The organism is Thermodesulfovibrio hydrogeniphilus, assembly GCF_054657355.1.
On sequence record NZ_BAAHYW010000001.1, the window covers coordinates 951,868 to 974,140 of the forward strand.

Here is a 22,273-nt window from a genome sequence, read left to right on the forward strand (position 1 = left end):
TTGCCATGTCGCTGACAAGTCCTATAAACAAAAATCAAAGCCAAGCAGAACAGATTTCATCAACCCAGTTGAAGGAGTTGTCAAAAAAGATAGAGACATTGTTTCTGAACGAACTTTTAAAAATCATGCTGTCTAATACTTCCTTTGCAAAGGACAGGACAACCTCAACCTACATGACAGTGGTTATTCCAGAAATAGCTCAGATGATGGCTGAAAGAGAGATTGGAATAGGAAGATATCTTACAGAAAGCCCGACATTTATCAGATCCATATCAAAAAATCAGAAAATTGAGTTATCACCATCAAACAAAACTGTAAACGATGAAAAAGATAGCAATATCAGTTTACCTAAAAAGATATCACTACCTGTTCCGGGCAGGCTGACTTCTTCCTTTGGTATGCGACTTGACCCAATTGATGGCAAAAGAAGGCATCACAATGGAATTGATATTGCCGTAGCAGAAGGAACACCAATAAAAGCTGTTATGTCAGGCAAGGTAATCTACTCAGGATACACAAAAGGATATGGAAACTGCGTTATTGTTGAGCATGAAAATGGTATTCAGACAGTTTATGCCCATAATTCAAAAAATCTGGTAAAAGTCGGTGATAGGGTTGATGCAAACACAGTCATTGCCCTTTCAGGTTCAACTGGAAGAACAACAGGTCCGCATCTGCATTTTGAAGTCAGGAAAGACGGAAAACCTGTTAATCCTCTCACACTTCTAAATAATTCTGAAAAATCGCCGATTGTATAATTAAAAAAACTTTTACAGGAGGTGTTTAAATGATAGGCGGACCTATAAAAATAGATGGAATGGCTCCAAACACAGGAGTGATGCCTGAGAGGGCTACAGGAAAGTCTCCTGAAAGGAGTGAGGAAGTTCTTACAAAGGATCAGGTAACTCTTTCAGAGCAGGCAAAACAGATTTCAAGATTAATGATTGAAGCAAGCAATATTCCAGACATAAGGGCAGATAGAGTTGAGCAGATAAAAAATGCTATTAATTCTGGCACATACGAAGTAAGGGGCAGTGAAATAGCAGGCAAGATGATTAAGGAGGCATTAGTTGACAAGCTTGCATGAAGAATTAATTGCAATTCTTAAAGAAGAAAAAGCTCTTCTGGTCAGTTTATATCAGGTTGTATCAGAAGAAAGGGATGCTATTGTTGGATTAAACTCACAGGAGCTTGAGAGAATTCTGACTAAAAAACAGGAAACTCTTCTTAAGCTTTCTTTGCTGGAAAAGGAGAGGGAAAAGCTTCTTTCAATGCATGATTTAAATGGAAAGAGTCTTTCTGAAATTATTGATTATTTTGAAAATATGAAAAAATCAACAGAAGCTAATGAGCTTAAGCAATATTATTTATCAATGAAGACGCTTTTGGAGAGTATTTCAGAGATACAAAGAATAAATGAACAGCTCATTGACCGTTCAATTGTTCATATAACTACGGCAATGAAATTCATTGAAAGTTTTGGAATAACTCCTAAGCAAAGTGTTTCAAGGGAGGCTTAAATGGCACTTACAGCCCTTTTTGACATAGGCAAGACTGGAATTCTTACATATCAAAAGGCTCTTCAAGTGGTCTCCCACAACATATCAAATGCGGCAACAGAGGGATACACAAGGCAGGATGTAATTTTTGTTAACATGTCCTCTGGAATTCAAAGTTATGCAGGAATTACAGGCAGAGGAGTTAGACTTCAAGATATTCGCAGAATGTATGACTCATTTATAGAACTTCAGCTTAAAACAGAAAGCTCCAACTTTGCCTATTGGGATGTTATCTATAACGGCATGGTTAGACTTGAAAATATATTCAATGATGCCTCTGATGTAGCTTTAAGCAATGCAGTAAATGACTTTTTCAATGCTTGGCAGGAAATCAGCCAAAATCCCTCAGGAACAGCTGAAAGGACTCTTTTGATAGATAAAGCAAAATATCTTACAGAGAGAATAAACATAAGTTACAGGTCATTGATAGATGAAAGGCAGGAACTTTACAAGGACACAAAAAATTACATTGATGAAATTAATAAATTACTTGACCAGATAAATGAACTCAACGAAAAAATTGCAGCCTCACCGGGTGCTCTTGATATAAAAGACCAAAGAGAAAATCTTGTTAAAAAGCTAAATGATATTGTTAATATAACTTACTTTGAAGACAATGCTGGAAGATATTCAATTCTTCTTGGTGGAATGCCTTTGGTTGATGGTGGAAAGGTATATCATTTAAGTCTTCAGTTAGACAGCAATGATAAAATGCAATTTATGCTTGAGCAAGGTGGAAGCCCGATGAATGTTACTCAGCTCATTCAAGGAGGCAAACTTAAAGCAGCAATTGACTTAAGGGATCAGACAATTCCTGAATATATGGATAAGCTTAACATGCTTGTTTTTGATTTTACAGAAGCAATTAATGCTCAACACAGACAAGGATACGGACTTGATGGCTCAACTGGAAATAACTTCTTCAAACCCTTGTATGATATGACTTTAACAAATGGAACAATGGATGACATCATCTTCAAGATAAATAATGTAAACGAAAACACCTTTAACAGTTATTCAATTCAGTTTGATGGCACAAACTGGACAATAACAAACAACACAACAGGAACCCCTGTTACTCCAACAGTCTCTTCATGGACAGACGGCACTGATACTTATTATAGACTAAGCTTCAATGGAATGGAGTTAACAATAAAAAATCCAAGCAACAACTTGGATATGACATTTCAAATCAAATCCCATACAGCTTTATTCTTTGATGTTGCAATAACAGATATCAACAAAATCGCAGCAGCCAGCAATGATCCCACATCCTCTGCAAGCGGACCAATGGACAATGGCAATGCACGGAAAATATATTCTCTAATTAATGCAGAGATAGTTGGTGACAATACTTTTACTGATTTTTACAGAAGTATAGTTTCTCAGGTTGGAATTTTCACAGCAAGTGCTAAAACTCAAAGAGATTTTCAGGATGCTCTTGTTGAGGAGCTACAGAAAAGAAGGCAAGATATCTCAGGTGTAAGCCTTGATGAAGAGGCAGTTAATCTTATAAAGTATCAGAAAATGTATGAAGCCTCTGCAAGGGTAATAAGGGTTGCAGATGAAATACTTGCAACATTATTTGATATGGTGAGGTAGACATGAAAGTAACAACATCATTTTTTTATCAGACATTTTTAAAAGACTTAAACAGACAAATAGATGCCATGTTTAAAGCACAGAAACAACTTGCTACAGGCAAAAGAATTCTTGCACCAAGCGATGATCCCGTGGCAATGTCAAGAATAGTTAAATATAATGCCTCTTTATCAGCCATTGATGAATACAAAAGAGTAATTGACACTGCCAAAATTTATAATTCAGCAATTGAAACAGCGATTAATGATTTAAAAAATATGACAATTAAAGCCAAACAACTTGCAGTACAAGGCTCTACAGATACTCTTTCGCCTACAGACAGACTTGCCTTAGCAAGGGAAGCTCAGATTTTAATTGAAAGAAGCATTGAAGCAGTAAATACAAAGGTAGCAAATCGTTATGTGTTTGGAGGTTATAAAGCAGACATTGAACCAGTAAACAAATACTCTGGAACATATCAGTCTGATACAAACTTACAGTATGTTGACATCAGCTTTTTCCTTGATGTTGCAGTTAATCTTCCTGCAACAGAGTTTTTCACCTATGCAGCAGATACAAATCAGGTATTTGTCCCATACAACAGCACTGACACAGGAGCTGTTCATGATGTTGACCCTCTTTCAGCCCTTTTAATGCCTTCTCCTTCAACACCTATTACTGATCCCGATGCTTCTTTTTCAACCAATGGCGGCAGTATAACAATTAACTTTTCCGACAGCTCAGCAAACATTTCAATCAATCCCGGAGCTTCATTGAATGATATAGCAAATGCTATAAATACTCAAGCAGGCGATATGGTCAAGGCTTGGGTAGTAAACACAGGAACTACAACAAATCCTGACTACAGGCTTGTTATAAACAGCATACCAAATGGAAAGTCTGACCAATTAAGGATTTCAGTAAATGCTCCAGCTGGAGACAATCTTAATCTCCTTTCAAACATGACACTTGAACACAACATAAACGGATACAACTACATTACCGACCCAACTGACCCAAATTACTACAGCTTCAACAACAACTATCTCAACGAAAACTATTACTTGAGAGCATTGTATTTCTTAAAAGTGGCTCTTGAAAACAATGATCAAGGAAGAATTCAGGCTGCTGTTGGATACATTGACAACATTTCAGACAACTTATACAAACAGCAATCAATAATTGGAGCAAGGCTGAATAAAATTGAAACTACAACTGACTATAATCTTGAAATTAAAACAAACACTAATCAATCTCTATCCAATGACAGGGATGCAGACGCAGTTCAGCTGATTTCAGAACTAAACCAGAGGATGACAGTTTTGCAGGCATTAAGAGTTACACTCACTGATTTTTTCAGAACAAATCTTTTTGACTTTCTGAGGTAGCATTGTTAATTCTTACAAGAAAAATAGGTCAGTCAATACGTATTGGCGATGACATCATAGTAAAAATTGTAGATATTGATGGCTCCCAAATCAAGATAGGGATTGAAGCTCCCAAAGGTATTGCTATCTTTAGGGAAGAGCTCTATGAAAAATTAAAGGAAAGCAACATAGAAGCATTGAAAGCATCAAAGGAACTCAATCTTGATGCGATAATTTCTTTTGAGGAGAAAAAGGGTGATAACGATTAAATCAGAGCGATTTGGCGAACTGATTATTGAAGAAAAAGATATAATCAACTTTCCCATTGGCATTCCCGGTATTCCTTTTTGCAGATTTATCATAAAAGAACTTATTGACCCGATAAAATGGCTAATATCTGTTGATGATCCAGATATAGCAATGTTAATTGTTTCTCCTTTTAAATATTTTCCAAACTATGGATTTGAATTAAGTGATGAAATTGCAGAAGTTTTACAAGCAGAAAGCGAGGATGAGCTTGAGGTTTATGTTGCACTTCTTAAAGACAATGATACAGTTGCGGCAAACCTTAAATCTCCATTTATAATCAACAAAAATAAAAAAATCGGAGTCCAGATTCTCCTTGAAGATGAACGATACAAATTTAAAGAGCCAATCAAGAAATAAATAGGATATAACAGATGGAAAGTAAAATTGCAAAGGCTTTAGGAATGGAATTAAATCCTGTTGCTATTTTATGGGCTGATGAAAAACCTCAAGGAGCACTCCAGTTTAAAGAAGGAAAATGGGGATGTGTGATGTGGCTTTTTGCAAGTGCTGTAAAAGGTAAAATTGCTGTGTTTGACAGAAACACTTACGGATGCTGGGGTGGAGGAGTTGGACTTGGTTTTGGAAATGTATATGAAAAATTTCCCGGGGGAATAGAATGTTTTTATTATTTTCTCTCATCAGGGAACAAAGAATGGGATAAAGGCAGAGCTGTTGCAGAACAAATTAAACCTTATATCACCGAAGAATTTTACAATGACTTCCTTGAAGGAGAGAGATACTTAAAAAATCCTGAGAAAGTAAAAGAGTTTGTAGAGCAATTACCAATAATGGACATCCCAGCAAAATACATTATTTTTAAACCCTTAAATGATGTCAATCCTGATATTGAAAAGCCCAAAGTAGTAGTCTTTCCTGTTAATCCTCATCAGCTTTCTGCATTAGTTATACTTGCAAACTATACCGGAAAAGGTTTTGAGAATGTAATAATTCCTTGGGCAGCAGGATGTCAGACAGTAGGAATATTGGCTTACAAATCAGCTGAATCCAAACCTCAGAAAGCGGTAATTGGTTTGACAGACATTTCAGCAAGGAAAAATTTAAGAAAACAACTGGGAAACAACATTCTTACTATTACATTTCCCTATGAGATGTTTTTGGAGATGGAAGAAAATGTAGATGGAAGTTTTCTCCAAAGGCCTGTATGGCTGTCTCTTTTAGACAAAAAAGCCTAATTTTGGCAGAAAATTACTGCTTCTGTAAAGGTACAGCTTCTTCCCAAAAATAGCGATAGACACTCGTCACTGCGAGCCCCCCTGTTGCGAGCGATAGCGTGGCAATCTGGGGCGAAGCAGTCTCTAATAAGGCTTTATTGAAAAAAAAGTAGAGATTGCTTCGCATCCTTCGGATGCTCGCAATGACAGCAAAAAAATACTTAATTTTCAAATGGTTATACCAACTATTGGATTTCTATCGCTATTTTTCGGTTCTTCAACAAGTAAAATTGGTATGTCGTCCCTAATTGGATAATAAACAGAACATTTTTCGCAGATTAATCTTTCATTTTCTGGCTCATAAATTAAATCACCTTTACAATTAGGACAGGCTATTATTTCAAGCAATTCTTTATCAAGAGGCATCTATTACCCTCCTTAATCTTTTAAGTGTCTTTTCCTTACCCACAATCTCTAAAACCTCATATATTCCGGGACTTACTGTGCTTCCTGTAATGACAACCCTTACAGGCTGAGCAACTGCACCAAGTTTTAAACCCTTTTCATTAACAATATCCATGAAAACTTTTTCTATATTATGCTGAGTAAAGTCTTCAATGGATGACAGTCTTTCTGTAATTTCCTTAAGCAAAGGAATTGTCTCAGAATTTATATATTTTTCTTTAGCCTTTGGCTCTATTTCAACATATTCAAGCAAATAGTATCTCATAGCATTGGCGAGCTCTTTAAGGGTTCTGCATCTTTCCTTAAGAGATTTTATTGCTTTAGCTGCCCACTCAATATCTACTGAGTCATTTTCCATTAGATAGCCTTCTTTTATTAAGAAAGGTTTGACAAGCTCAAAAAGTTTTTCCTCTGGAGTTAACTTTATATATTCACTGTTAAGCCATAAAAGCTTCTCTGCATTGAAAATAGCATTAGCCTTACCCACATGGTCAAGGTCAAAGTATTCTATTAACTCATCCCTCGTAAATATCTCCTTGTCTCCATAAGACCATCCAAGTCTTGCAAGGAAGTTGACAACCGCATCAGGCAAATATCCTTCATCTCTGTATGCAAGAACAGATGTTGCTCCATGTCTTTTACTTAAACGGGACCTGTCAGGACCGAGAATCATGGGAATATGTGCAAATTCTGGAATCTTCATTCCTAAAGCCTTGTAGATATGAATCTGCTTTGGAGTATTATTAAGGTGGTCTTCACCTCTTATGACATGCGTTATATTCATCTCAAAATCATCAACAACAACGCAGAAATTATAGGTAGGAGTACCGTCACTTCTTAGAATAACAAGGTCTTCTATTTCGCTGTTTTTGAATGTAACTTCTCCTTTTACTAAATCATTGACCACTGTTTCACCCTCAAGGGGCATTTTAAATCTTATCGCAAATGGTTTATCAAGAACTTCTTTTAATTCTCTGCAACGGCGGTCATATCTTGGAGGCTTACCCTCTTTCATAGCCTGCTGTCTTCTTTCTTCAAGCTCCTCTGGAGTGCAATAACATCTGTATGCCTTACCTTCTTCCAAAAGCTTATATGCATAATTTCTATATATTTCCATTCTGTCAGTTTGTCTGAAAGGACCTTCATCCCAGTCTAATCCAAGCCATTTCATTGCCTCAATGATTGATTCTATATATTCTTCAGTTGAACGGGATCTGTCTGTGTCTTCAATTCTTAAAACAAACTTTCCATTATGATGTCTTGCAAAAAGCCAATTAAAAAGCGCAGTTCTTGCGCCTCCAATATGTAAATGTCCTGTAGGACTTGGTGCAAATCTAACCCTAACCAAAACAGCCTCCTTTTGATAAAATTTAACTTTTTATTATACGACCTTTAATCAAAAAGCTTCAAATATATCCGAAAAATAGAGATAGACACTCGTCACTGCGAGCCCCCCTGTTGCGAGCGATAGCGTGGCAATCTGGGGCGAAGCAGTCTCTAATAAGGCTTTATTGAAAAACAAAGTAGAGATTGCTTCGCATCCTTCGGATGCTCGCAATGACAGTAAAAAAATACTTAATTTTCAAATGGTTATACCAACTATTGGATTTCTATCGCTATTTTTGGGATATATGCGAAAAAAGCAATAAGAACTCATCACTGAAAGCCTCCTGTTGCAAGCGTTATAGTTTTTCAATCATCCATATCGTCACTGCAAGCCTACAATTACAATTCACTTGAGAACACTCTTGTCCAAAATAAATTTTTTAAAAAGCTCCGATCTGGGTAAAATAGATAAACATTTAGCTTAAAAATTAAAGACCCAGATCGGAGGTGTATATGAATAAGTATAGCAGTATTTTCAGTCAAATTCTATCCCTTTTTCCAAGATTAGAATTTGAGAAGTCAGTCAAAGCAGACAGAAGCTGAGCGTAGAGCAAAAGGGTTTACGAGTTGGGGGCAATTTGTAGCTATGTTATTTTGTCAACTTGGGCAGGCGCATTCTCTAAGAGAGATATGTAATGGACTTGCCAGTTGCGTTGGTAAGTTAAGGCATCTTGGTATAAAAGAAGCTCCAAAGAGCTCTACCCTTGCCTATGCAAATGAACACAGACCGTGGGAACTTTTTCAAGCAGTATTTTATATGCTTCTTCAGAGATGTCAGTCTAAATTTACTGGCAAGAGGAAATTCAGATTTAAGAACAAGCTAATGAGCTTTGATGCATCTGTAATAGAGTTGTGTGCAACAGTATTTGACTGGGCAAAATTCAGAAAGACTAAAGGTGCGGTAAAGTTGCATTTACTACTTGACCACTCAGGATATTTACCTGAATATGCGCATATAACAGAAGGTAAAGTGCACGAAGTAAACATATTAAGGAGACTTCAATTTTGTTCTGGTGCCATAGTAGTAATAGACAGAGGGTGTGTTGACTATGCTTTATTTGGTAGATGGACAGAGGAGGGGGTATATTTTGTAACAAGGTTAAGGACAACGCCTCTTATAAAGTGATAAAGAGCCTACCAGTGCCAAAGAACAGAAACATAATTCGGGACGAGATAATCAAGCTTAAGGGTTTTTATGCAGAGCAAGACTGTCCATATGAGCTACGGAGGATAGAGGTCATGGATAAGGAAACAAAAGATACAGTTGTGCTACTCACGAACCAACTGAACTTTGGTGCAACGACCATATCAGAGATATACAAAGACAGATGGCAGGGCAGATTTTTTAAGACATTGAAACAAAATCTAAGAGTAAAAACCTTTGTAGGGACATCAGCGAATGCACTTAAGATACAGATATGGACGGCATTAATAGCGATACTGATACTGAAGTATCTGAAGGAGTTATCAACATTTGGATGGTCATTAAGTAATCTAGTTGCATTGTTGAGACTAAACCTATTTACATATAGGAATTTATGGGAATGGATAAATAAACCGACAGAGACACCGCAAATTGAGCCTCAAATAGAACAGTTAAAATTTAGACTTGTTTAATTGGACAGCAAATAAAAAGAAAGGGGGGGTAACCTGATTTTGAAAAAGCAAATTTTCTTGTCCAAAAGTCTTATTTTATGCGGATGTTTTTTATGAGTTTAGATTATTTTGGACAGCAATGAGTTGAGAATTAAACAATTAAGAGAAAATTAATTTCTCAATTCATTACTCTGTAATTTGCAAAAGGAATAGTTTTAATAATAAAGGACAATGCAAATATTCCTAACAAAATTAGAGAAATTGAAGCACCAAGAGGAATTCCTGAATAATAGGACAAAAAAATTCCTGAAATCGCTGCAAAAACAGAATAAATGACAGATAAAAAAGCTGTGCTTTTTAAGCTTCTTGTTATCTGCATGGCTGCCAAAGGAGGAATAATCATTAAAGAACCAATTAAAAGCGCTCCCATAGTTTTTATTGAGATTGAAATACACAAAGCCACAATCAGTGCAAATGTAATTTTAAGCCTTGAGATATTTATACCAAATGCATGGGCAAGTTCCTCATCAATACAAAGATTCAACATTTGCCTGTAATATTTTATCAGAAAAACTAAACAAACCATAGCTCCTATAGCTATTAAATAAACATCTTGTGTTGTAACAGTGGATAAACTTCCAAATAATATCCCCATCACTGAGCCTGTTTTCCCAGAAAATGTTATAAGGACAACTGACAATGCCACTCCTGCATAAAGAAACAAAGACAAAGAACCCTCTGCTGGTAACTTTCCCCTCTGACGAAGATTTTCAACAGATATTGAGACAATCATGCTTAAAACGATAAGCATCAAAAGGGAGTTTAAATTGAAAAATACACTCAATGCCAATGCAAGAAATCCAACATGGGCGAGAGTGTCTGCAAAAAATGCATATCTTCTTAAAAGGAGAAAAATTCCAAATAGCGGAGCTAACGGTGCAATTAGTCCAACAACAAGTATCGCTCTTTTTATTAAATTTAATTCAAAAATTTCAAGCATAAATCATTCCTTTAAGTTTGGAAAGATCAAATTTTTGAAGACATTCTGATTTAATGATTCAATAACTTTGTGATTTCTGATTTTCACGCCTTACTCTTAACAATAGTAATTATATAAAAAATACCATCAAACGAGCAATTAGGGACAAAAAATTGAGATAGAAACGCTTCACTGCGAGCCAAAGGCGAAGCAGTCTCTGAAAATTAGTAAAATGTAAGCAGTAAAATACAAGATTGCTTCGGCATCCTGACGGATGTCTCGCAATGTTCCGTGTTAATTTGTCAAGTATTTTTTTCCATTCATTGCAATTTCTTCATTGTATGGTATCCCACTTTTTAAAACTCCATATACCTGCCTTATTAGTTTATGGGCTACTGCTATCAATGCCTGCATCTTGCTCTTGCCCCTTTGTATCATCCTCTAATACAATGCTTTGCATGCCTTATTATATCTCATCGCTGACATCGCTGCCATATACAATATCTTCCTTATATATGCACTCCCCTTCTTCTGTATCCTCCCCTTTTTCTTTACACTCTTGCCCGATTCATATACTCTCGGGCTTATCCCTATATAACTGCCTACTGCCTTTACTCTGTCAAAATTTTCAAAACATCCAAGCATTGATACTGCTATGCATGCTGTCCTCTTGCCAACTCCAGGCACACTCTCCGCTAACTTTATCTGTTTCTCATAACTGGCCTACCGCCAATTCTTCCAATTCCTTCTCCATCTTCTGTATTGTTTCCTCTGCATTTTTTATGAGCTCGTTAAAATTTTCTATTACTGTATCTACCATTATCGGTTCATATCTTAATGCTTCTCTTTGATTCTTTAAACAATTAAGATGTTTCTGAATCTTCGCAAGGCAAGTTAATAGTATCTTAATCTTCCGCTGGGGTTCAGCCATTGGCTTAAATAATCTTATCTCTTCGCAAATCTCCACACACTCAGCTATCACTGCAGAGTCTATTTTGTCTGTCTTCGCTCTATTAAACTTTGCATCCGCAAGTTTCTTTGTCTGCAGCGGATTCAAAATTGCTACCTTATACCCTTGCTCATATAAGGCATGGGCTAATTTTAAATGATAAACCCCTGTATGTTCCATAACAACCAGTATATCCTCTTTACAGCAGTCAGGTAGCTCCTTTTTCAAAGCCTTATGCAACTGCTCTGCATGATTCTTTAGATTGAAAGAAGCTCTTTTACCTTTACCTCTTTCCCTAATTGTTACTGCTATGGTATCCTTTGCCACATCTACTCCAACTATGAACTTCTCTTTTGTCATTTCTCTTCCTCCATTTGATTTTTTTGTTTTTCTTCCCTTATCCTATCATCGTGGGAACTCATTCAGGCTGTCTGAGCCTAATGTTCCGTTCAGGCTTAAGGGAAGGGAGAAGGTGGTGGACAACATTGCGAACGGTCTTTAAGACCTATGACAAATCCTCCTTGCCCACCTTCTTTCTTCCTTTTATTTTAACTTATCCCTGTTTAGTGTCCATATATTTATCATACGATGACGAAGGAAGGGGTCATTGCGAGCCTGCCAACAGGCAGGCGACGCAATCTCTATAGACTCAGAAATAAAATCTCTCGCAATGTCCATATATTTCCGAAAAATAGAGATAGACACTCGTCACTGCGAGCCCCCCTGTTGCGAGCGATAGCGTGGCAATCTGGGGCGAAGCAGTCTCTAATTGGTAACTAGTGAATGGTGATTCGTGGATGGTGGATGGTGAACACCTCTCCGTAATTGCGAGGATACCCCCTCTACGTCATTGCGACTCCGAGCGTAGCGAGGAGGAAGCAATCTTGCCTTTTCCCCTTCAAAGAGATTGCTTCGCATCCTTCGAATGCTCGCAATGACAGCAAAAAATACTTAATCTGTAACTCCGCAATTTTTAAGTAATAGGATTATTAGTTCAACTTTTCATGAAAATTAAACCCTTCTAAATATTAAAACTCTCATTTTTGCTTGACAAAAATATTTCCTTTATGCTATTACTTATTTAAGTAATATGAAAAACGATTTTCCTGATTGGGTATTAAAACATAAGAGAAAAAACACTCAGATTATCAAAAAAGGTAATTCCTTTTATTTGTATCAGATAACCTCTAAGTGGGACCCTCAAAAAGCAAGAGCAAAAAAGATTACCGAAAAATATCTTGGTAAAATCACTAAGGATGGTCTCATTAAGCCAAAACATGAGAGAATTCTTGACTCTATGAAGGCAATAACTGTAAAGGAGTTTGGTGCAACCTCTTATGTGTTAAGTATTGCTCAGGATATAGAGGAACTTCTGAAAGTCTATTTTCCAGATTTCTTCAAATCCTTACTTGTATTTTCACTACTTAGGCTTTTTCATTCATCAGCGATTAAAAATGTGATACACCACTTTAGGGCTTCATATCTGTCTGAAGTGTATCCTGATGCTTCATTATCTGCAAAGAGTCTCTCACAGATTATAAGGGAGGTGGGAAGGCAAAGACAAAAAGTGGTTGAATTTTTAAGGCACTTTCTGAAAGATAGACAATATCAGGTGATAGACATAACGCAGGTTTTCTCTTATTCAGACAATGTTATTAGTGCAACATTAGGATATAATGGTCATGGGGAGTATGTGCCTCAGGTAAACTTTCTGTTGGTGTTTTCTCTTAAAGAAGAAGAGCCTGGATTTTTCAGGATACTGACCGGAAACATAAGAGATGTATCTGCATTCAAGAGAACTCTACAGGAGGCAGCCATTGAGGATGCTGTGATAATATGTGATAAGGGTTTTTACTCAGAGAACAACATAAAATTTCTTGAACAGGAGAATCTAAAATTTATTATGCCTTTAAGGCGGAATAGTTCATTAATAGACTATAGTGTTGTTGGCAGTGGGAGAAGAAGGGAATTTGATGGATATTTTATATTTGAAAAGCGAGTGATATGGTGGAAGGAGAAAAGATTAGATGGCAAGAAAGTAATATTGTATTTTGACCCAAGACTTAAGGCTGAAGAGGAAAAGGACATAATAGGGCATATACAAGATGGCAGAATAGAGGAAGAGAGGTTTTATGAGATAGAGCACAGACTTGGCAGTATAGAGGTTTTAACAAATACAGATTATGATAGCAGGGAAGTGTTTGAATTGCTTAAGGGCAGGGCACAAATAGAGCAAGCGTTTGACACTTTCAAGAATTTTCTTAATGCAGACAGGACATATTTGAGGGATGACGAAAGTTTGAATGGATGGATGTTTGTAAACTTTGTATCATTAATGATGTATTACAGGATATACAATGAGTTAAGGAAGGCAAAACTTTTGAGTAGGTATTCAGTCAAGGATGTACTAATACATCTTGGAAGGATATATAAACTAAAAATGCCTCATGGATGGGAAATTTCAGAAATTCCAAAACAAGCAAGATTGATTGCTGAAAAGTTAAAGCTTGATTTACATATTACTTAAAATAGGCAGAGTTACGGCTTAATTTTCAAATGGTTATACCAATTATTGGATTGCTATCGCTATTTTTGGGTATTTATCATACGATGACATAGAAGGCGAGCCCTCGCAATGACATGGAAGGAGAGCCTTTGCAATGATGAAGCAGAGGATGTCTCGCGATAACTCTCTCTTTCCTGTCATCACGAGGCTTGCTTTGCAAGCATAAGTGAACTCCTTTTAAGAAAGGAAAAAAGCGAGATTGCTTCGAGCGCTAACGCACCATCGCAATGATGGAAAGTAGTAGAAACTGTCGTAAGCTGAAGCCCCACTTCATCAACTTTTGAATAAAAAAATTTTAAAATCAATGAGTTATAATTTTTAGATTAGCCTACAAAATTCTCTCGCACTTTCGTAAGTTCTGAAAATCTTATCCCCTACTCCCAATATTCTCAGTATCTTTTTATGTTCCTCCTTAGCTTTGCTCATAATCCTTATTTTCTCCCTCTCTATCTCAAAACCTCCTATCCCTATCTCATAAAATTTGTCCAAACACTTCTTCAGACTGTTTTCTTTGCTCTCCCTTAACCATCCTTTCTCCTTCAACTCATCCATTAGCCTGTTTAACACTGTCTGGGCTACCACACATAAAAATATATGCGTCCTTACTCTCCTGTCTTTATAATGATATATCGGTCTTATCTCTACAAAATCCTTTAACTGCTTGAATGCATCCTCCACTGTCTGTAATTCCTTATACTGCCTCTCTATCTCTTCATCTTCTTCCTTTATTAATGTCGTCTGCAAAATATACTTCCCACACATATCATATGCCTTCTTTATAGCTTCTTGCTTTGCTATTATCTGAAATCTGCCTTCTTCGTATCTGAAATCATAATAATTCTCAGCTCCACTTTTTGTCAGTTTCCTCTGCGCCCTCCTCAGTATTTTCTCCCTGTCTCTTAGCTTTCCTCTTTCTACCATCTGCCTTACTTTTTCCAATGCCTCCCTGCCCCTTTTAAGTATACTTTCCAATGTCTCCCTGTCATGACTTTCTCTGTATTCAGACCCACATAGTACATATCTGCTCTTTACCCCTTCCTCTTCACTTATATAGATGGTCACTGGCAACTCCTTCTGAAATATATCTAACTGTATACCCTTCTGCACTACCATTTTCTTTGCTTCCCTAAATCTCATCGCTAATATGTAGTTTATCCCCTCTCTCTCTAGATACTCTATATTCTGTAATGTCACCATCCCCCTGTCTCCTATAAATACTGCCTCCTTGATGTCGTATCTCTTCTTTAACTGACTTATTAGTCCCTTTACTGTCTCCTTATCTGATATGTTGCCTTCTATAACATCAAAATGCACTGGAAATTTATTCTCGTTCAAACATAAACACAACAATACTTGCTTTTTATCGGGCTTCCCATCCCTTGAGTATCCATATCTTGCGAGCCCCAGAGGTCCTTGACCCTCAAAGTATACTGAGGTAATATCATAAAGCAACAACTTTGTCCCTTGTGCTCCCGTCTTATAAAAATCATCTAACACATTATCCATCTTCTCATACAACTTGTCCATTGCCCTGTATATCTCATTTACATGCATATCCTCTTCCCTTAAATCAAACAGTTCCATAAAACCACTTCTTCGTATCCATCCCACTGATGCATACTTACTCCTTGGCTCTATTATCCTGTTAAGCACTACTGCCAAAAGCAAATCTCTTACCTTCTTTGGAAAATGCCTTAACCATCCCAGAAATCCTATCTTCATCATAAATCCTAACAGTAACAGTATATGCCCTACTGAAGTTGCATCCTCAAAAAACTTGTCTTTGTCCACTACAACCTTTTTCTCAGGTGACTTAAGCAGTTGCCTTATTTTGGAAATAAGAGGCTCACCTAAGTGAGTGATATTGGCAATTTTTTCATGCCTAACCTTTTTAGTTTTTTTGTCTCTGTAAGCTTTAGATATTTCGTAGGTTTTGTATTTTTTACCTTTTTTTGTTGACCAAGATTCTTTTACGAACATAGTTACCTCCTTTTTTATATTAGTATACAAAAATTAGACAAAAAAGTCAATATTTAAGGGAATAAATAAGCAAAAATAATAAAATTAGATTAGACTACAAAATTGAATGAAAAAAGATATAACTTATTGAATTATAAAGCTTTTGATATTTTTAAAGGCTGAAAATTGATGAAGTTGGGTGAAGGCGTGGCAACACTCGCAAAGACAAGGAAAATCGCCTATTTTAGATTAGTTATGAATGAGCTTTGAAAGCATCTCTACAGTTTCTACAAATTCCTGAGGATTGGGACTGCCGATTTTGTATGCATCAATAAAATAAATTGCATTGTTTTTGACTGCATTAAGCATTTTAAACTTCTTCCATCTCTTTTTTTCGTTCTCAGCTTCAATCCCCATATCTATAATTATTATCACATCTGGATTTTTCTCTATAACCTTTTCAATACTGTAAAGACCTTTTTTTGAGTCTCTTCCAATATTTATTCCGCCTGCCATTGATATCATCTCATCAATATAGCTGTCCTTAGTGGCTGTAAAAAGTGGTTTTGCGCCAAGCTGAATAAAAACTTTTGGTGGATGGTGGTTGGTGATTGGTGACTGGTGGATGGTGGTTGGTGATTGGTGACTGGTGGGTGGTGGTTGGTGGTTGATGGATTGTGAATAGTGGTCGGCGTTTTTTGGAGACTGATTCAAAATTTTTTGGAGTCTTATTTGGAGTTCTTGAATTATTTCCTTAGCTCTCTTTTCTTTCCCTAAAATTTTTCCAATTAAAACAAACTGTTCGCAAAGCTCATTAAAACTTTTTGGGATTGGAAGCGCCATTACATTCAAACCAAATGATTCTATGTATTCAATTTGTGCTTTATCATTCAGGTCAGTGGCAAATATTAAATCAGGCTTTAGCTTGAGTATTTTTTCAATATTAATTTCCTTGATACTTCCAACAACCTCTACTCCCTTTGCCTTACAGTAAGAAGTTACTCCAACGAGCTTTTCCTGAGCCCCAAGAAGATAGATTGATGATGTAATCTGCGGAGAGAGGGATATGACCCTCTCCGCATTTATGATTGGTGACTTATGGCTGGTGGTTGGTGGCTCATGATTGGTGGATAGTGGCTGGTGGTTGGTGATTGGTAAATAGTGGCTCGGGTTTATTAATAAAAAAAGTCCACCTAAAACAATCAGCCAGCCAACTATAAAAAAATACCTTTTCACATACACCTAACCATTCACTTACACTTACACACGCACATGCACATACACTTGCACCTACACATGCATCCTTCTTACAAACTCACCCTTGTCCCTAAAAATACACTTGTTCCATATGTGCCGTATCCATAAGCTTCTTCATATTTGTTGTTAAACAAATTCTGCACTCTTCCAAAGATTGTAATGTTTTTAGAAATTTTGTAATCTCCGCTAAGATTAAAGACTGAGTAGGATGGGAGATAATGAATGCCATCTTTTCTTCTATCAACATAAATCAAATTTGCATAAATGTTAAATTTATCATCAGCATATCCAAGCCCAAAAGAAGCCTTGTTTCTTGGTCTTCTGTCAAGTGGTTCATCTTTGTCATTCTTTGCATCAAGATATGTATAGCCAACAGTAAAGGTAATTGGTTTTGAAATTTTTATGTTTAATGAAGATTCAATACCCTTTGCTTTGGCTTGACTGATGTTTATTGGTGAACATTGCCGAGTCAAAGGATCACATTTCCAAGCAATTAAATCCGTATATTTTTGATTGAAATATTTAATAGAAAGATATAGTTTCTTATTTAAAAACTCTTTATCAAACCCTACATCCCAACCTCTGCTTTTTTCAGGCTTGAGATTTGGATTACCACTGAAGCCCCAATCATCCTTGTAGTAAAGATCATTTAAAGAGGGTGCTCTAAATCCTGTTCCATATGAGGCTTCTAATCTTAAGTCTAAATCTTTAATAAAAACAACTGAGCCAACACGATAAGTTGTGTGATCTCCAAAAGTTTCATGTTTGTCATATCTTAATCCAACATTTATGGTTAAAATTTCCTTAATTATTTGAAATTTGTTGTTTAAGTAGAAGGCTTTATTTTCTACAGAGTGGTCAATTTTTGCAGAAGGATTTTCAGCCTTGTCTTTTTTATACTCAAATCCACCAGTGGTTATATGCATATCAGAAAAAGAAAAATTGTTTTGCCAGTCAATAAGATATCTATTGGAGTCTATATCAACCTCTGCAAAAGGATGCTCACGGTCTCTTGTTTTATATATATCTTGAAACCTTGATAAACTAATAATCTGATGCCAAAATTTTGTTGTATTCCAACTTGTTTTAAAATTTAAAAAATTTCTATAAGAATAGGAAATACATAATGGACTATCAGGATTAAAATAGTCGCAAAAATCAACCTTTTTCCTTGCATAAGTATATCCACCAATAAGTTCAAACTCAAGATTCTCCAAAGGTTTTATTCCAAGACGGGTTGATACAGAGGCATTTTTGTATCCATCCCTTTCTGTTCCATTTTTGTATGCTGATATTCCTTCAGTTTTAAAATATGATGCCGTTAATTTTAAGTCGTATTTGTCAGTTCCCATTTGAAATGTTGCAGTTGAAGAGTATGTTCCGTATGAGCCTCCTTCAAAGGATGCTGTTATTGATGGTTTTCCTTTGCCTTTTTTTGTAATTATGTTTATCACTCCTGCCATTGCCTCAGAGCCATAAATAGTGCTTTGAGGTCCCTTGATGATCTCAATTCTTTCAATGTCATTAACAGATAAATGGGAAAAGTCAAAATCACCTGTGGTAGGGCTGTTTACTTTAACTCCATCAACAAGAATTAAAGTATGCTTGGAAGCTCCGCCCCTAAGAAAGATACTTGTTTGAGAGCCAATTCCTCCAGTTTGTGTGATATTTAAATCAGCAACTGTTCTTAAAACATCAGGCAAAAACTGAACATTAAGCTTTTTAATATCCTCCTCAGTAATTACAACAACACTTGCTGAAGTCTCCCTAACAGTCTCCTCTGTTTTTGATGCAGTAACAACGATTTCATCAAGCACTGATTCTTGAGCTGCAAAGGCTTGAGATGAAAAAAGAAGTGATAAGATTAAGACAAGAAATAATATCATCTTGCCCTCCCTCGAGGCATTTTGGAAGCCAAAGGCTTCCAGGCTGGACAGGTCTTCCGGCTTAGGGCTAAAGCAGTACCCCAAAAAATCCTTGATTTTTGGGGACCCCCAACCTACTCGCCCGCCTTCCCAGAGCCATATAATCTCCAGTGGCTTAAGCAGTGAATAATGTCTTCTCACCAATCACGAGCCACCATTCACTATCCACTGCCTTAATGGGCTTTCGTTCCCAACACGGCTGCGGGGCAGCGGAGGATTTTCACCTCCTTCCCTTAATCCAGCCATTTATAATATTAACAGAAATAAAAATTTTCCCTAAAATAGAAATCTACTAAAATAGAGAGGCTCCTTTGTGTATAATAGTTTATATGGAAACAACAAAATCACCCATTGGGTGAACTATTATACACAAGGAGCTTAAGATATGATAAAACAAACTCTGCTTAATTTCAAGTTTAAAAGAACAGATGAAAAGTTAACTCCCCATGCAGGAGCTACTCTTTTTACAGAATTCATGTTGGCTTTTGGAGTTAAAAAGCTTATTCAGAGGATAATGCCATCTCCGGGTTCAAACAGAGGATATGATGCTTGGCAATATATTCATCCCATCGTTCTTATGTTACTTGCAGGAGGAAGACACATAGATGATTTAAGAGAAATTGCTGAAGATAAAGCTTTAAGGGAGAGCACTGGCATGGGAAAAGTCCCATCAAGCTCTGCAGTAGGTGACTGGATAAGAAGAAGTGGCAATGGCGAAGGCATAGTTAAATTGAAAACAGTTATAGATGAAGCAAACAGGAAAGCATTGCAAATACATGAAGCGAAAGAATATACTCTTTGGTCAGACCCTACAATAATAGAGACTGAAAAGTATGATGCAAAGATGACCTATAAAGGGGTGAAGGGGTACAAACCTATAGTTACCGCATTTAAGGAGTTGCCCATTATCGTTTATCATGAGTTTAGGCATGGGAATGTAGCGGGAGTTCCACTTCAAGCACTTTCACATGCATATGAACTGTTGCCTGAAGGAAAAAGGATAAAGCATGCCTGTCTTGACAGTGAGTTTTACACAGCAGAAGTAATAAATTTTCTCAGAAGCAAAGGCACAACATTCAGTATAGTAGCAGATAAGACAGGGGCAGTGATGGATGCTATAAAGAGAATAAAGCATTGGAGAGAATTGAGGACAGAGGAAGGGATACTTACAAACAGACAGATAGGGGAGACAGTGCATGTTATGAAGGGCACAGAGGCATTCAGGCTGGTTGTGCAGAGGTGGAAGAAAGAGCAGATAGATTTATTTGATAGCGAGCCTTATTGTTACCATGTGATAGCAACTGACAGAGAAAGTTCAGCAGAAGAAGTTGTATGGGAGTATAACAAGCGGGGGCAGATGGAGAATATCATTAAGGAATTAAAGAACGGGATAGGGATGGAGAGTTTACCCAGCGGAGAATTTGAGGGAAATGCGATGTGGTTTTGTCTTGGAGTGCTTGCATATAATGTTTTTGTTTTGAAGAGGGAGCTTATTTTACCGCAAGAGTATAAGAACAAGACTATAAGCACAATAAGGTGGTTTTTTATAGAGATAGCAGGGAAAATGGTAAAACATGGCAGAAGGCTATGGCTTCATGTATCAACCACAGTTGAGAAATTTAATCTTCTACTTCATATAAGAAAAAAAATAATGGCATTTGTATAAGAAGAGTATTTGCAAGATACAATGATAAAAAAATAGAGCAATAAAAAACAAACACGGGTGAATATTGTCTAAAAAGGCAAGTTTGAGGTTAATTAATAGGTGAAAATTATAAAAAAGAGAGAAAAAAATAGGGAAAATTATTACGAAAAGGAAGAAATAGGAGGACATAGAGGATAATTTTAATAAAAAATTGTCCTGAAAAGGGTCAAAATAAATCTGTCAGTTTTCTATCTCTATTTTTGGGATTTTAGACCAAGTTGAGCTGTATAGCTTTTAAATGTTATCATAAAACCTATGGCTATAATTAAACCCTTTAAAGGCATACATTATAACCCTGAAAAAGTTTCTGCCACTGATGTCATGTCTCCACCCTATGATATTATTTCTGAAGACCTTAGAGAATTCCTTTATCAAAAAAGCCCTTACAACATCGTAAGAATAGACTACGGAAAAGATTCACAAGAACCTGACAAATACACATTAGCAAAGCAATACCTTGAAAACTGGCTCAAAGAAGAAATACTAATCATGGATGACAAACCTTGCTTCTATGGCTATGAGATTGAATATACATATAAAAATATAAAAAAAACACTTAGGGGCATAGTAGGCTTAATAAAGCTTGAGGAACTTGGCAGAGGAGTATATCCTCATGAGCAAACATATTCAAAGCCCAAGGCAGATAGATTAAATCTGATGAAATCATGCATGGCAAATACATCTTTAATCTTTGGAATTTATCGCTCAAAGGAAAGAATAACCTCCCAAATACTTGAAAATCAAAATAATCCCTACCTTCAGGCTAATGATTTAAACGGCAACATTCACAGGCTTTACAGAATAGATAAAGATACAGATATTCAAAATATAATCAAAGACTTTGATAGTAAGCCAATTTTTATTGCAGATGGACATCACAGATATGAAGTTGCCCTTGAATTTAAAAAGGAGATGGAAAAACTCTATCCAGAGAAAAAAAATGCTTCTTGGCAATATGTTCTTATGTTTTTAAGTAATATTGAAGATGACGGATATCTGATTCTTCCAACTCACAGGATAATTAAAACTTCCGTATCAGTAATTGAGCAGATTCAAAAAAATCAAAACCTCATTAGGGCAGATGAGATTAACACTTCGCATAATTTATCCAATGACATCCTTGAAATTATTGAAAAAAAAGGTCCGAAACATTTCGGACTTTTTACTGATAACAAATTTTATATCCTGCAATATACAGGTCCTTGTCTTGATTATCTTCCCAAAGAATTAAGAGAGCTTGATGTAAGCATTCTTGAAGAAGTAATATTAAAAAGAATGTTTCCAGACAAAGAGCTTTACTATGATATAGATGTAGAAAAAGCAATTAAAATGAACAAAGAGAGAAAATGCAATGCAATCTTTCTTTTAAGAGCAACTAAAGTAAAGGACATTGAAAAAGTTGCCCTTTCTGGACTTAGAATGCCTCCCAAGTCAACATACTTTTATCCGAAACTCCTCACAGGAATGGTAATTAACAGTCTAAAAGAAAATATTTAAA

21 protein-coding genes, 1 pseudogene and 1 riboswitch are annotated in these 22,273 nt (G+C 36.3%); of the genes and pseudogenes, 13 read left to right on the forward strand and 9 right to left on the reverse strand.

The window, feature by feature from the left end:
• Positions 1-5: 5 nt before the first annotated feature.
• Genes ACYQ3P_RS04825 through ACYQ3P_RS04860 form a run of 8 tightly spaced genes read left to right on the forward strand, consistent with a single transcriptional unit; the run spans position 6 to position 6,009 of the window.
• Positions 6-758: a M23 family metallopeptidase gene (locus ACYQ3P_RS04825; RefSeq protein WP_460176810.1), complete on the forward strand. Its 753-nt coding sequence runs from the start codon at positions 6-8 to the stop codon at positions 756-758.
• 29 nt (positions 759-787) lie between these two features.
• Positions 788-1,087 carry a flagellar biosynthesis anti-sigma factor FlgM gene (flgM, locus tag ACYQ3P_RS04830; protein ID WP_460176811.1) on the forward strand — a complete coding sequence of 100 codons (300 nt, stop codon included), beginning with the start codon at positions 788-790 and terminating at the stop codon, positions 1,085-1,087.
• Positions 1,071-1,520, forward strand: coding sequence for a flagellar protein FlgN (locus ACYQ3P_RS04835; RefSeq protein WP_460176812.1), 450 nt, complete (start codon positions 1,071-1,073; stop codon positions 1,518-1,520). Before flgM ends, ACYQ3P_RS04835 begins: the two co-directional genes overlap by 17 nt.
• The gene (flgK, locus tag ACYQ3P_RS04840; RefSeq protein ID WP_460176813.1) at positions 1,521-3,161 is read left to right on the forward strand and encodes a flagellar hook-associated protein FlgK; all 1,641 of its coding nucleotides are present in this window, start codon (positions 1,521-1,523) and stop codon (positions 3,159-3,161) included.
• Positions 3,162-3,163: 2 nt separating this feature from the next.
• The gene (flgL, locus tag ACYQ3P_RS04845; protein ID WP_460176814.1) at positions 3,164-4,528 is read left to right on the forward strand and encodes a flagellar hook-associated protein FlgL; all 1,365 of its coding nucleotides are present in this window, start codon (positions 3,164-3,166) and stop codon (positions 4,526-4,528) included.
• Positions 4,529-4,530: 2 nt separating this feature from the next.
• The gene (csrA, locus tag ACYQ3P_RS04850; RefSeq protein ID WP_460176815.1) at positions 4,531-4,776 is read left to right on the forward strand and encodes a carbon storage regulator CsrA; all 246 of its coding nucleotides are present in this window, start codon (positions 4,531-4,533) and stop codon (positions 4,774-4,776) included.
• Positions 4,763-5,173, forward strand: coding sequence for a flagellar assembly protein FliW (gene fliW / locus ACYQ3P_RS04855; RefSeq protein WP_460176816.1), 411 nt, complete (start codon positions 4,763-4,765; stop codon positions 5,171-5,173). Before csrA ends, fliW begins: the two co-directional genes overlap by 14 nt.
• A 14-nt stretch (positions 5,174-5,187) precedes the next feature.
• Positions 5,188-6,009, forward strand: coding sequence for a DUF169 domain-containing protein (locus tag ACYQ3P_RS04860; protein ID WP_460176817.1), 822 nt, complete (start codon positions 5,188-5,190; stop codon positions 6,007-6,009).
• 207 nt (positions 6,010-6,216) lie between these two features.
• Here the strand turns inward: ACYQ3P_RS04860 and ACYQ3P_RS04865 are convergent, their stop codons facing one another.
• Together ACYQ3P_RS04865 and gltX are read right to left on the reverse strand one after the other, a co-directional pair.
• Entirely contained in the window at positions 6,217-6,414 is a 198-nt protein-coding gene (locus ACYQ3P_RS04865; RefSeq protein ID WP_460176818.1) for a Trm112 family protein, read from the reverse strand.
• Positions 6,404-7,801, reverse strand: a complete 1,398-nt coding sequence (gltX, locus tag ACYQ3P_RS04870; protein ID WP_460176819.1) for a glutamate--tRNA ligase — start codon at positions 7,799-7,801, stop codon at positions 6,404-6,406. The genes ACYQ3P_RS04865 and gltX overlap by 11 nt, the downstream gene beginning before the upstream one ends.
• Positions 7,802-7,925: 124 nt before the next feature.
• On the opposite strand from gltX, the gene ACYQ3P_RS04875 reads away from it, so the two are divergent.
• Together ACYQ3P_RS04875 and ACYQ3P_RS04880 are read left to right on the forward strand one after the other, a co-directional pair.
• Positions 7,926-8,102: a hypothetical protein gene (locus tag ACYQ3P_RS04875; RefSeq protein ID WP_460176820.1), complete on the forward strand. Its 177-nt coding sequence runs from the start codon at positions 7,926-7,928 to the stop codon at positions 8,100-8,102.
• A gap of 248 nt (positions 8,103-8,350) precedes the next feature.
• Positions 8,351-9,456 (forward strand): annotated as a pseudogene (locus ACYQ3P_RS04880) (IS4 family transposase).
• 157 nt (positions 9,457-9,613) lie between these two features.
• Here the strand turns inward: ACYQ3P_RS04880 and ACYQ3P_RS04885 are convergent.
• The 4 genes from ACYQ3P_RS04885 to ACYQ3P_RS04900 form a co-directional block, all read right to left on the reverse strand.
• Positions 9,614-10,435 carry a metal ABC transporter permease gene (locus ACYQ3P_RS04885; protein ID WP_460176821.1) on the reverse strand — a complete coding sequence of 274 codons (822 nt, stop codon included), beginning with the start codon at positions 10,433-10,435 and terminating at the stop codon, positions 9,614-9,616.
• Positions 10,436-10,708: 273 nt separating this feature from the next.
• The gene (locus tag ACYQ3P_RS04890; RefSeq protein WP_460176822.1) at positions 10,709-10,852 is read right to left on the reverse strand and encodes a hypothetical protein; all 144 of its coding nucleotides are present in this window, start codon (positions 10,850-10,852) and stop codon (positions 10,709-10,711) included.
• Positions 10,853-10,855: 3 nt separating this feature from the next.
• Positions 10,856-11,101: a transposase gene (locus ACYQ3P_RS04895; RefSeq protein ID WP_460176823.1), complete on the reverse strand. Its 246-nt coding sequence runs from the start codon at positions 11,099-11,101 to the stop codon at positions 10,856-10,858.
• Positions 11,102-11,126: 25 nt separating this feature from the next.
• Positions 11,127-11,723, reverse strand: coding sequence for an IS110 family transposase (locus tag ACYQ3P_RS04900; RefSeq protein ID WP_460176824.1), 597 nt, complete (start codon positions 11,721-11,723; stop codon positions 11,127-11,129).
• 730 nt (positions 11,724-12,453) lie between these two features.
• On the opposite strand from ACYQ3P_RS04900, the gene ACYQ3P_RS04905 reads away from it, so the two are divergent.
• A complete protein-coding gene (locus ACYQ3P_RS04905) occupies positions 12,454-13,890 on the forward strand; it encodes a transposase (protein ID WP_460176825.1) in 1,437 nt (478 codons plus the stop codon).
• A 357-nt stretch (positions 13,891-14,247) separates the two neighbouring features.
• Here ACYQ3P_RS04905 and ACYQ3P_RS04910 read toward each other — a convergent pair whose 3' ends face one another.
• From ACYQ3P_RS04910 to ACYQ3P_RS04920, 3 genes are all read right to left on the reverse strand, one after another.
• Positions 14,248-15,909: an IS1634 family transposase gene (locus ACYQ3P_RS04910; RefSeq protein WP_460176826.1), complete on the reverse strand. Its 1,662-nt coding sequence runs from the start codon at positions 15,907-15,909 to the stop codon at positions 14,248-14,250.
• A 228-nt stretch (positions 15,910-16,137) separates the two neighbouring features.
• The gene (locus ACYQ3P_RS04915; RefSeq protein ID WP_460176827.1) at positions 16,138-17,124 is read right to left on the reverse strand and encodes an ABC transporter substrate-binding protein; all 987 of its coding nucleotides are present in this window, start codon (positions 17,122-17,124) and stop codon (positions 16,138-16,140) included.
• 71 nt (positions 17,125-17,195) lie between these two features.
• Complete coding sequence (locus ACYQ3P_RS04920) at positions 17,196-19,031, reverse strand: TonB-dependent receptor plug domain-containing protein (RefSeq protein WP_460176828.1); 1,836 nt, start codon at positions 19,029-19,031, stop codon at positions 17,196-17,198.
• Positions 19,032-19,060: 29 nt separating this feature from the next.
• Positions 19,061-19,327: riboswitch (cobalamin riboswitch) on the reverse strand.
• Between the two features lie 128 nt (positions 19,328-19,455).
• Between ACYQ3P_RS04920 and ACYQ3P_RS04925 the strand changes: the two genes are divergently transcribed.
• Both ACYQ3P_RS04925 and ACYQ3P_RS04930 read left to right on the forward strand, forming a co-directional pair.
• Positions 19,456-20,736 carry an IS1380 family transposase gene (locus tag ACYQ3P_RS04925; protein ID WP_460176829.1) on the forward strand — a complete coding sequence of 427 codons (1,281 nt, stop codon included), beginning with the start codon at positions 19,456-19,458 and terminating at the stop codon, positions 20,734-20,736.
• A 294-nt stretch (positions 20,737-21,030) separates the two neighbouring features.
• Entirely contained in the window at positions 21,031-22,272 is a 1,242-nt protein-coding gene (locus tag ACYQ3P_RS04930; RefSeq protein WP_460176830.1) for a DUF1015 domain-containing protein, read from the forward strand.
• Position 22,273 lies beyond the last annotated feature (1 nt).

What these genes read in the sequence shown, in the direction of transcription:
- ACYQ3P_RS04825 (WP_460176810.1), top strand. Translation starts at nt 6, where the DNA reads ATGTCGCTGACAAGTCCTATAAACAAAAATCAAAGCCAAGCAGAACAG.
- flgM (WP_460176811.1), top strand. Translation starts at nt 788, where the DNA reads ATGATAGGCGGACCTATAAAAATAGATGGAATGGCTCCAAACACAGGA.
- flgK (WP_460176813.1), top strand. Translation starts at nt 1,521, where the DNA reads ATGGCACTTACAGCCCTTTTTGACATAGGCAAGACTGGAATTCTTACA.
- flgL (WP_460176814.1), top strand. Translation starts at nt 3,164, where the DNA reads ATGAAAGTAACAACATCATTTTTTTATCAGACATTTTTAAAAGACTTA.
- ACYQ3P_RS04860 (WP_460176817.1), top strand. Translation starts at nt 5,188, where the DNA reads ATGGAAAGTAAAATTGCAAAGGCTTTAGGAATGGAATTAAATCCTGTT.
- ACYQ3P_RS04865 (WP_460176818.1), bottom strand. Translation starts at nt 6,414, where the DNA reads ATGCCTCTTGATAAAGAATTGCTTGAAATAATAGCCTGTCCTAATTGT.
- ACYQ3P_RS04885 (WP_460176821.1), bottom strand. Translation starts at nt 10,435, where the DNA reads ATGCTTGAAATTTTTGAATTAAATTTAATAAAAAGAGCGATACTTGTT.
- ACYQ3P_RS04890 (WP_460176822.1), bottom strand. Translation starts at nt 10,852, where the DNA reads ATGATACAAAGGGGCAAGAGCAAGATGCAGGCATTGATAGCAGTAGCC.
- ACYQ3P_RS04900 (WP_460176824.1), bottom strand. Translation starts at nt 11,723, where the DNA reads ATGACAAAAGAGAAGTTCATAGTTGGAGTAGATGTGGCAAAGGATACC.
- ACYQ3P_RS04905 (WP_460176825.1), top strand. Translation starts at nt 12,454, where the DNA reads ATGAAAAACGATTTTCCTGATTGGGTATTAAAACATAAGAGAAAAAAC.
- ACYQ3P_RS04910 (WP_460176826.1), bottom strand. Translation starts at nt 15,909, where the DNA reads ATGTTCGTAAAAGAATCTTGGTCAACAAAAAAAGGTAAAAAATACAAA.
- ACYQ3P_RS04920 (WP_460176828.1), bottom strand. Translation starts at nt 19,031, where the DNA reads ATGATATTATTTCTTGTCTTAATCTTATCACTTCTTTTTTCATCTCAA.
- ACYQ3P_RS04925 (WP_460176829.1), top strand. Translation starts at nt 19,456, where the DNA reads ATGATAAAACAAACTCTGCTTAATTTCAAGTTTAAAAGAACAGATGAA.
- ACYQ3P_RS04930 (WP_460176830.1), top strand. Translation starts at nt 21,031, where the DNA reads ATGGCTATAATTAAACCCTTTAAAGGCATACATTATAACCCTGAAAAA.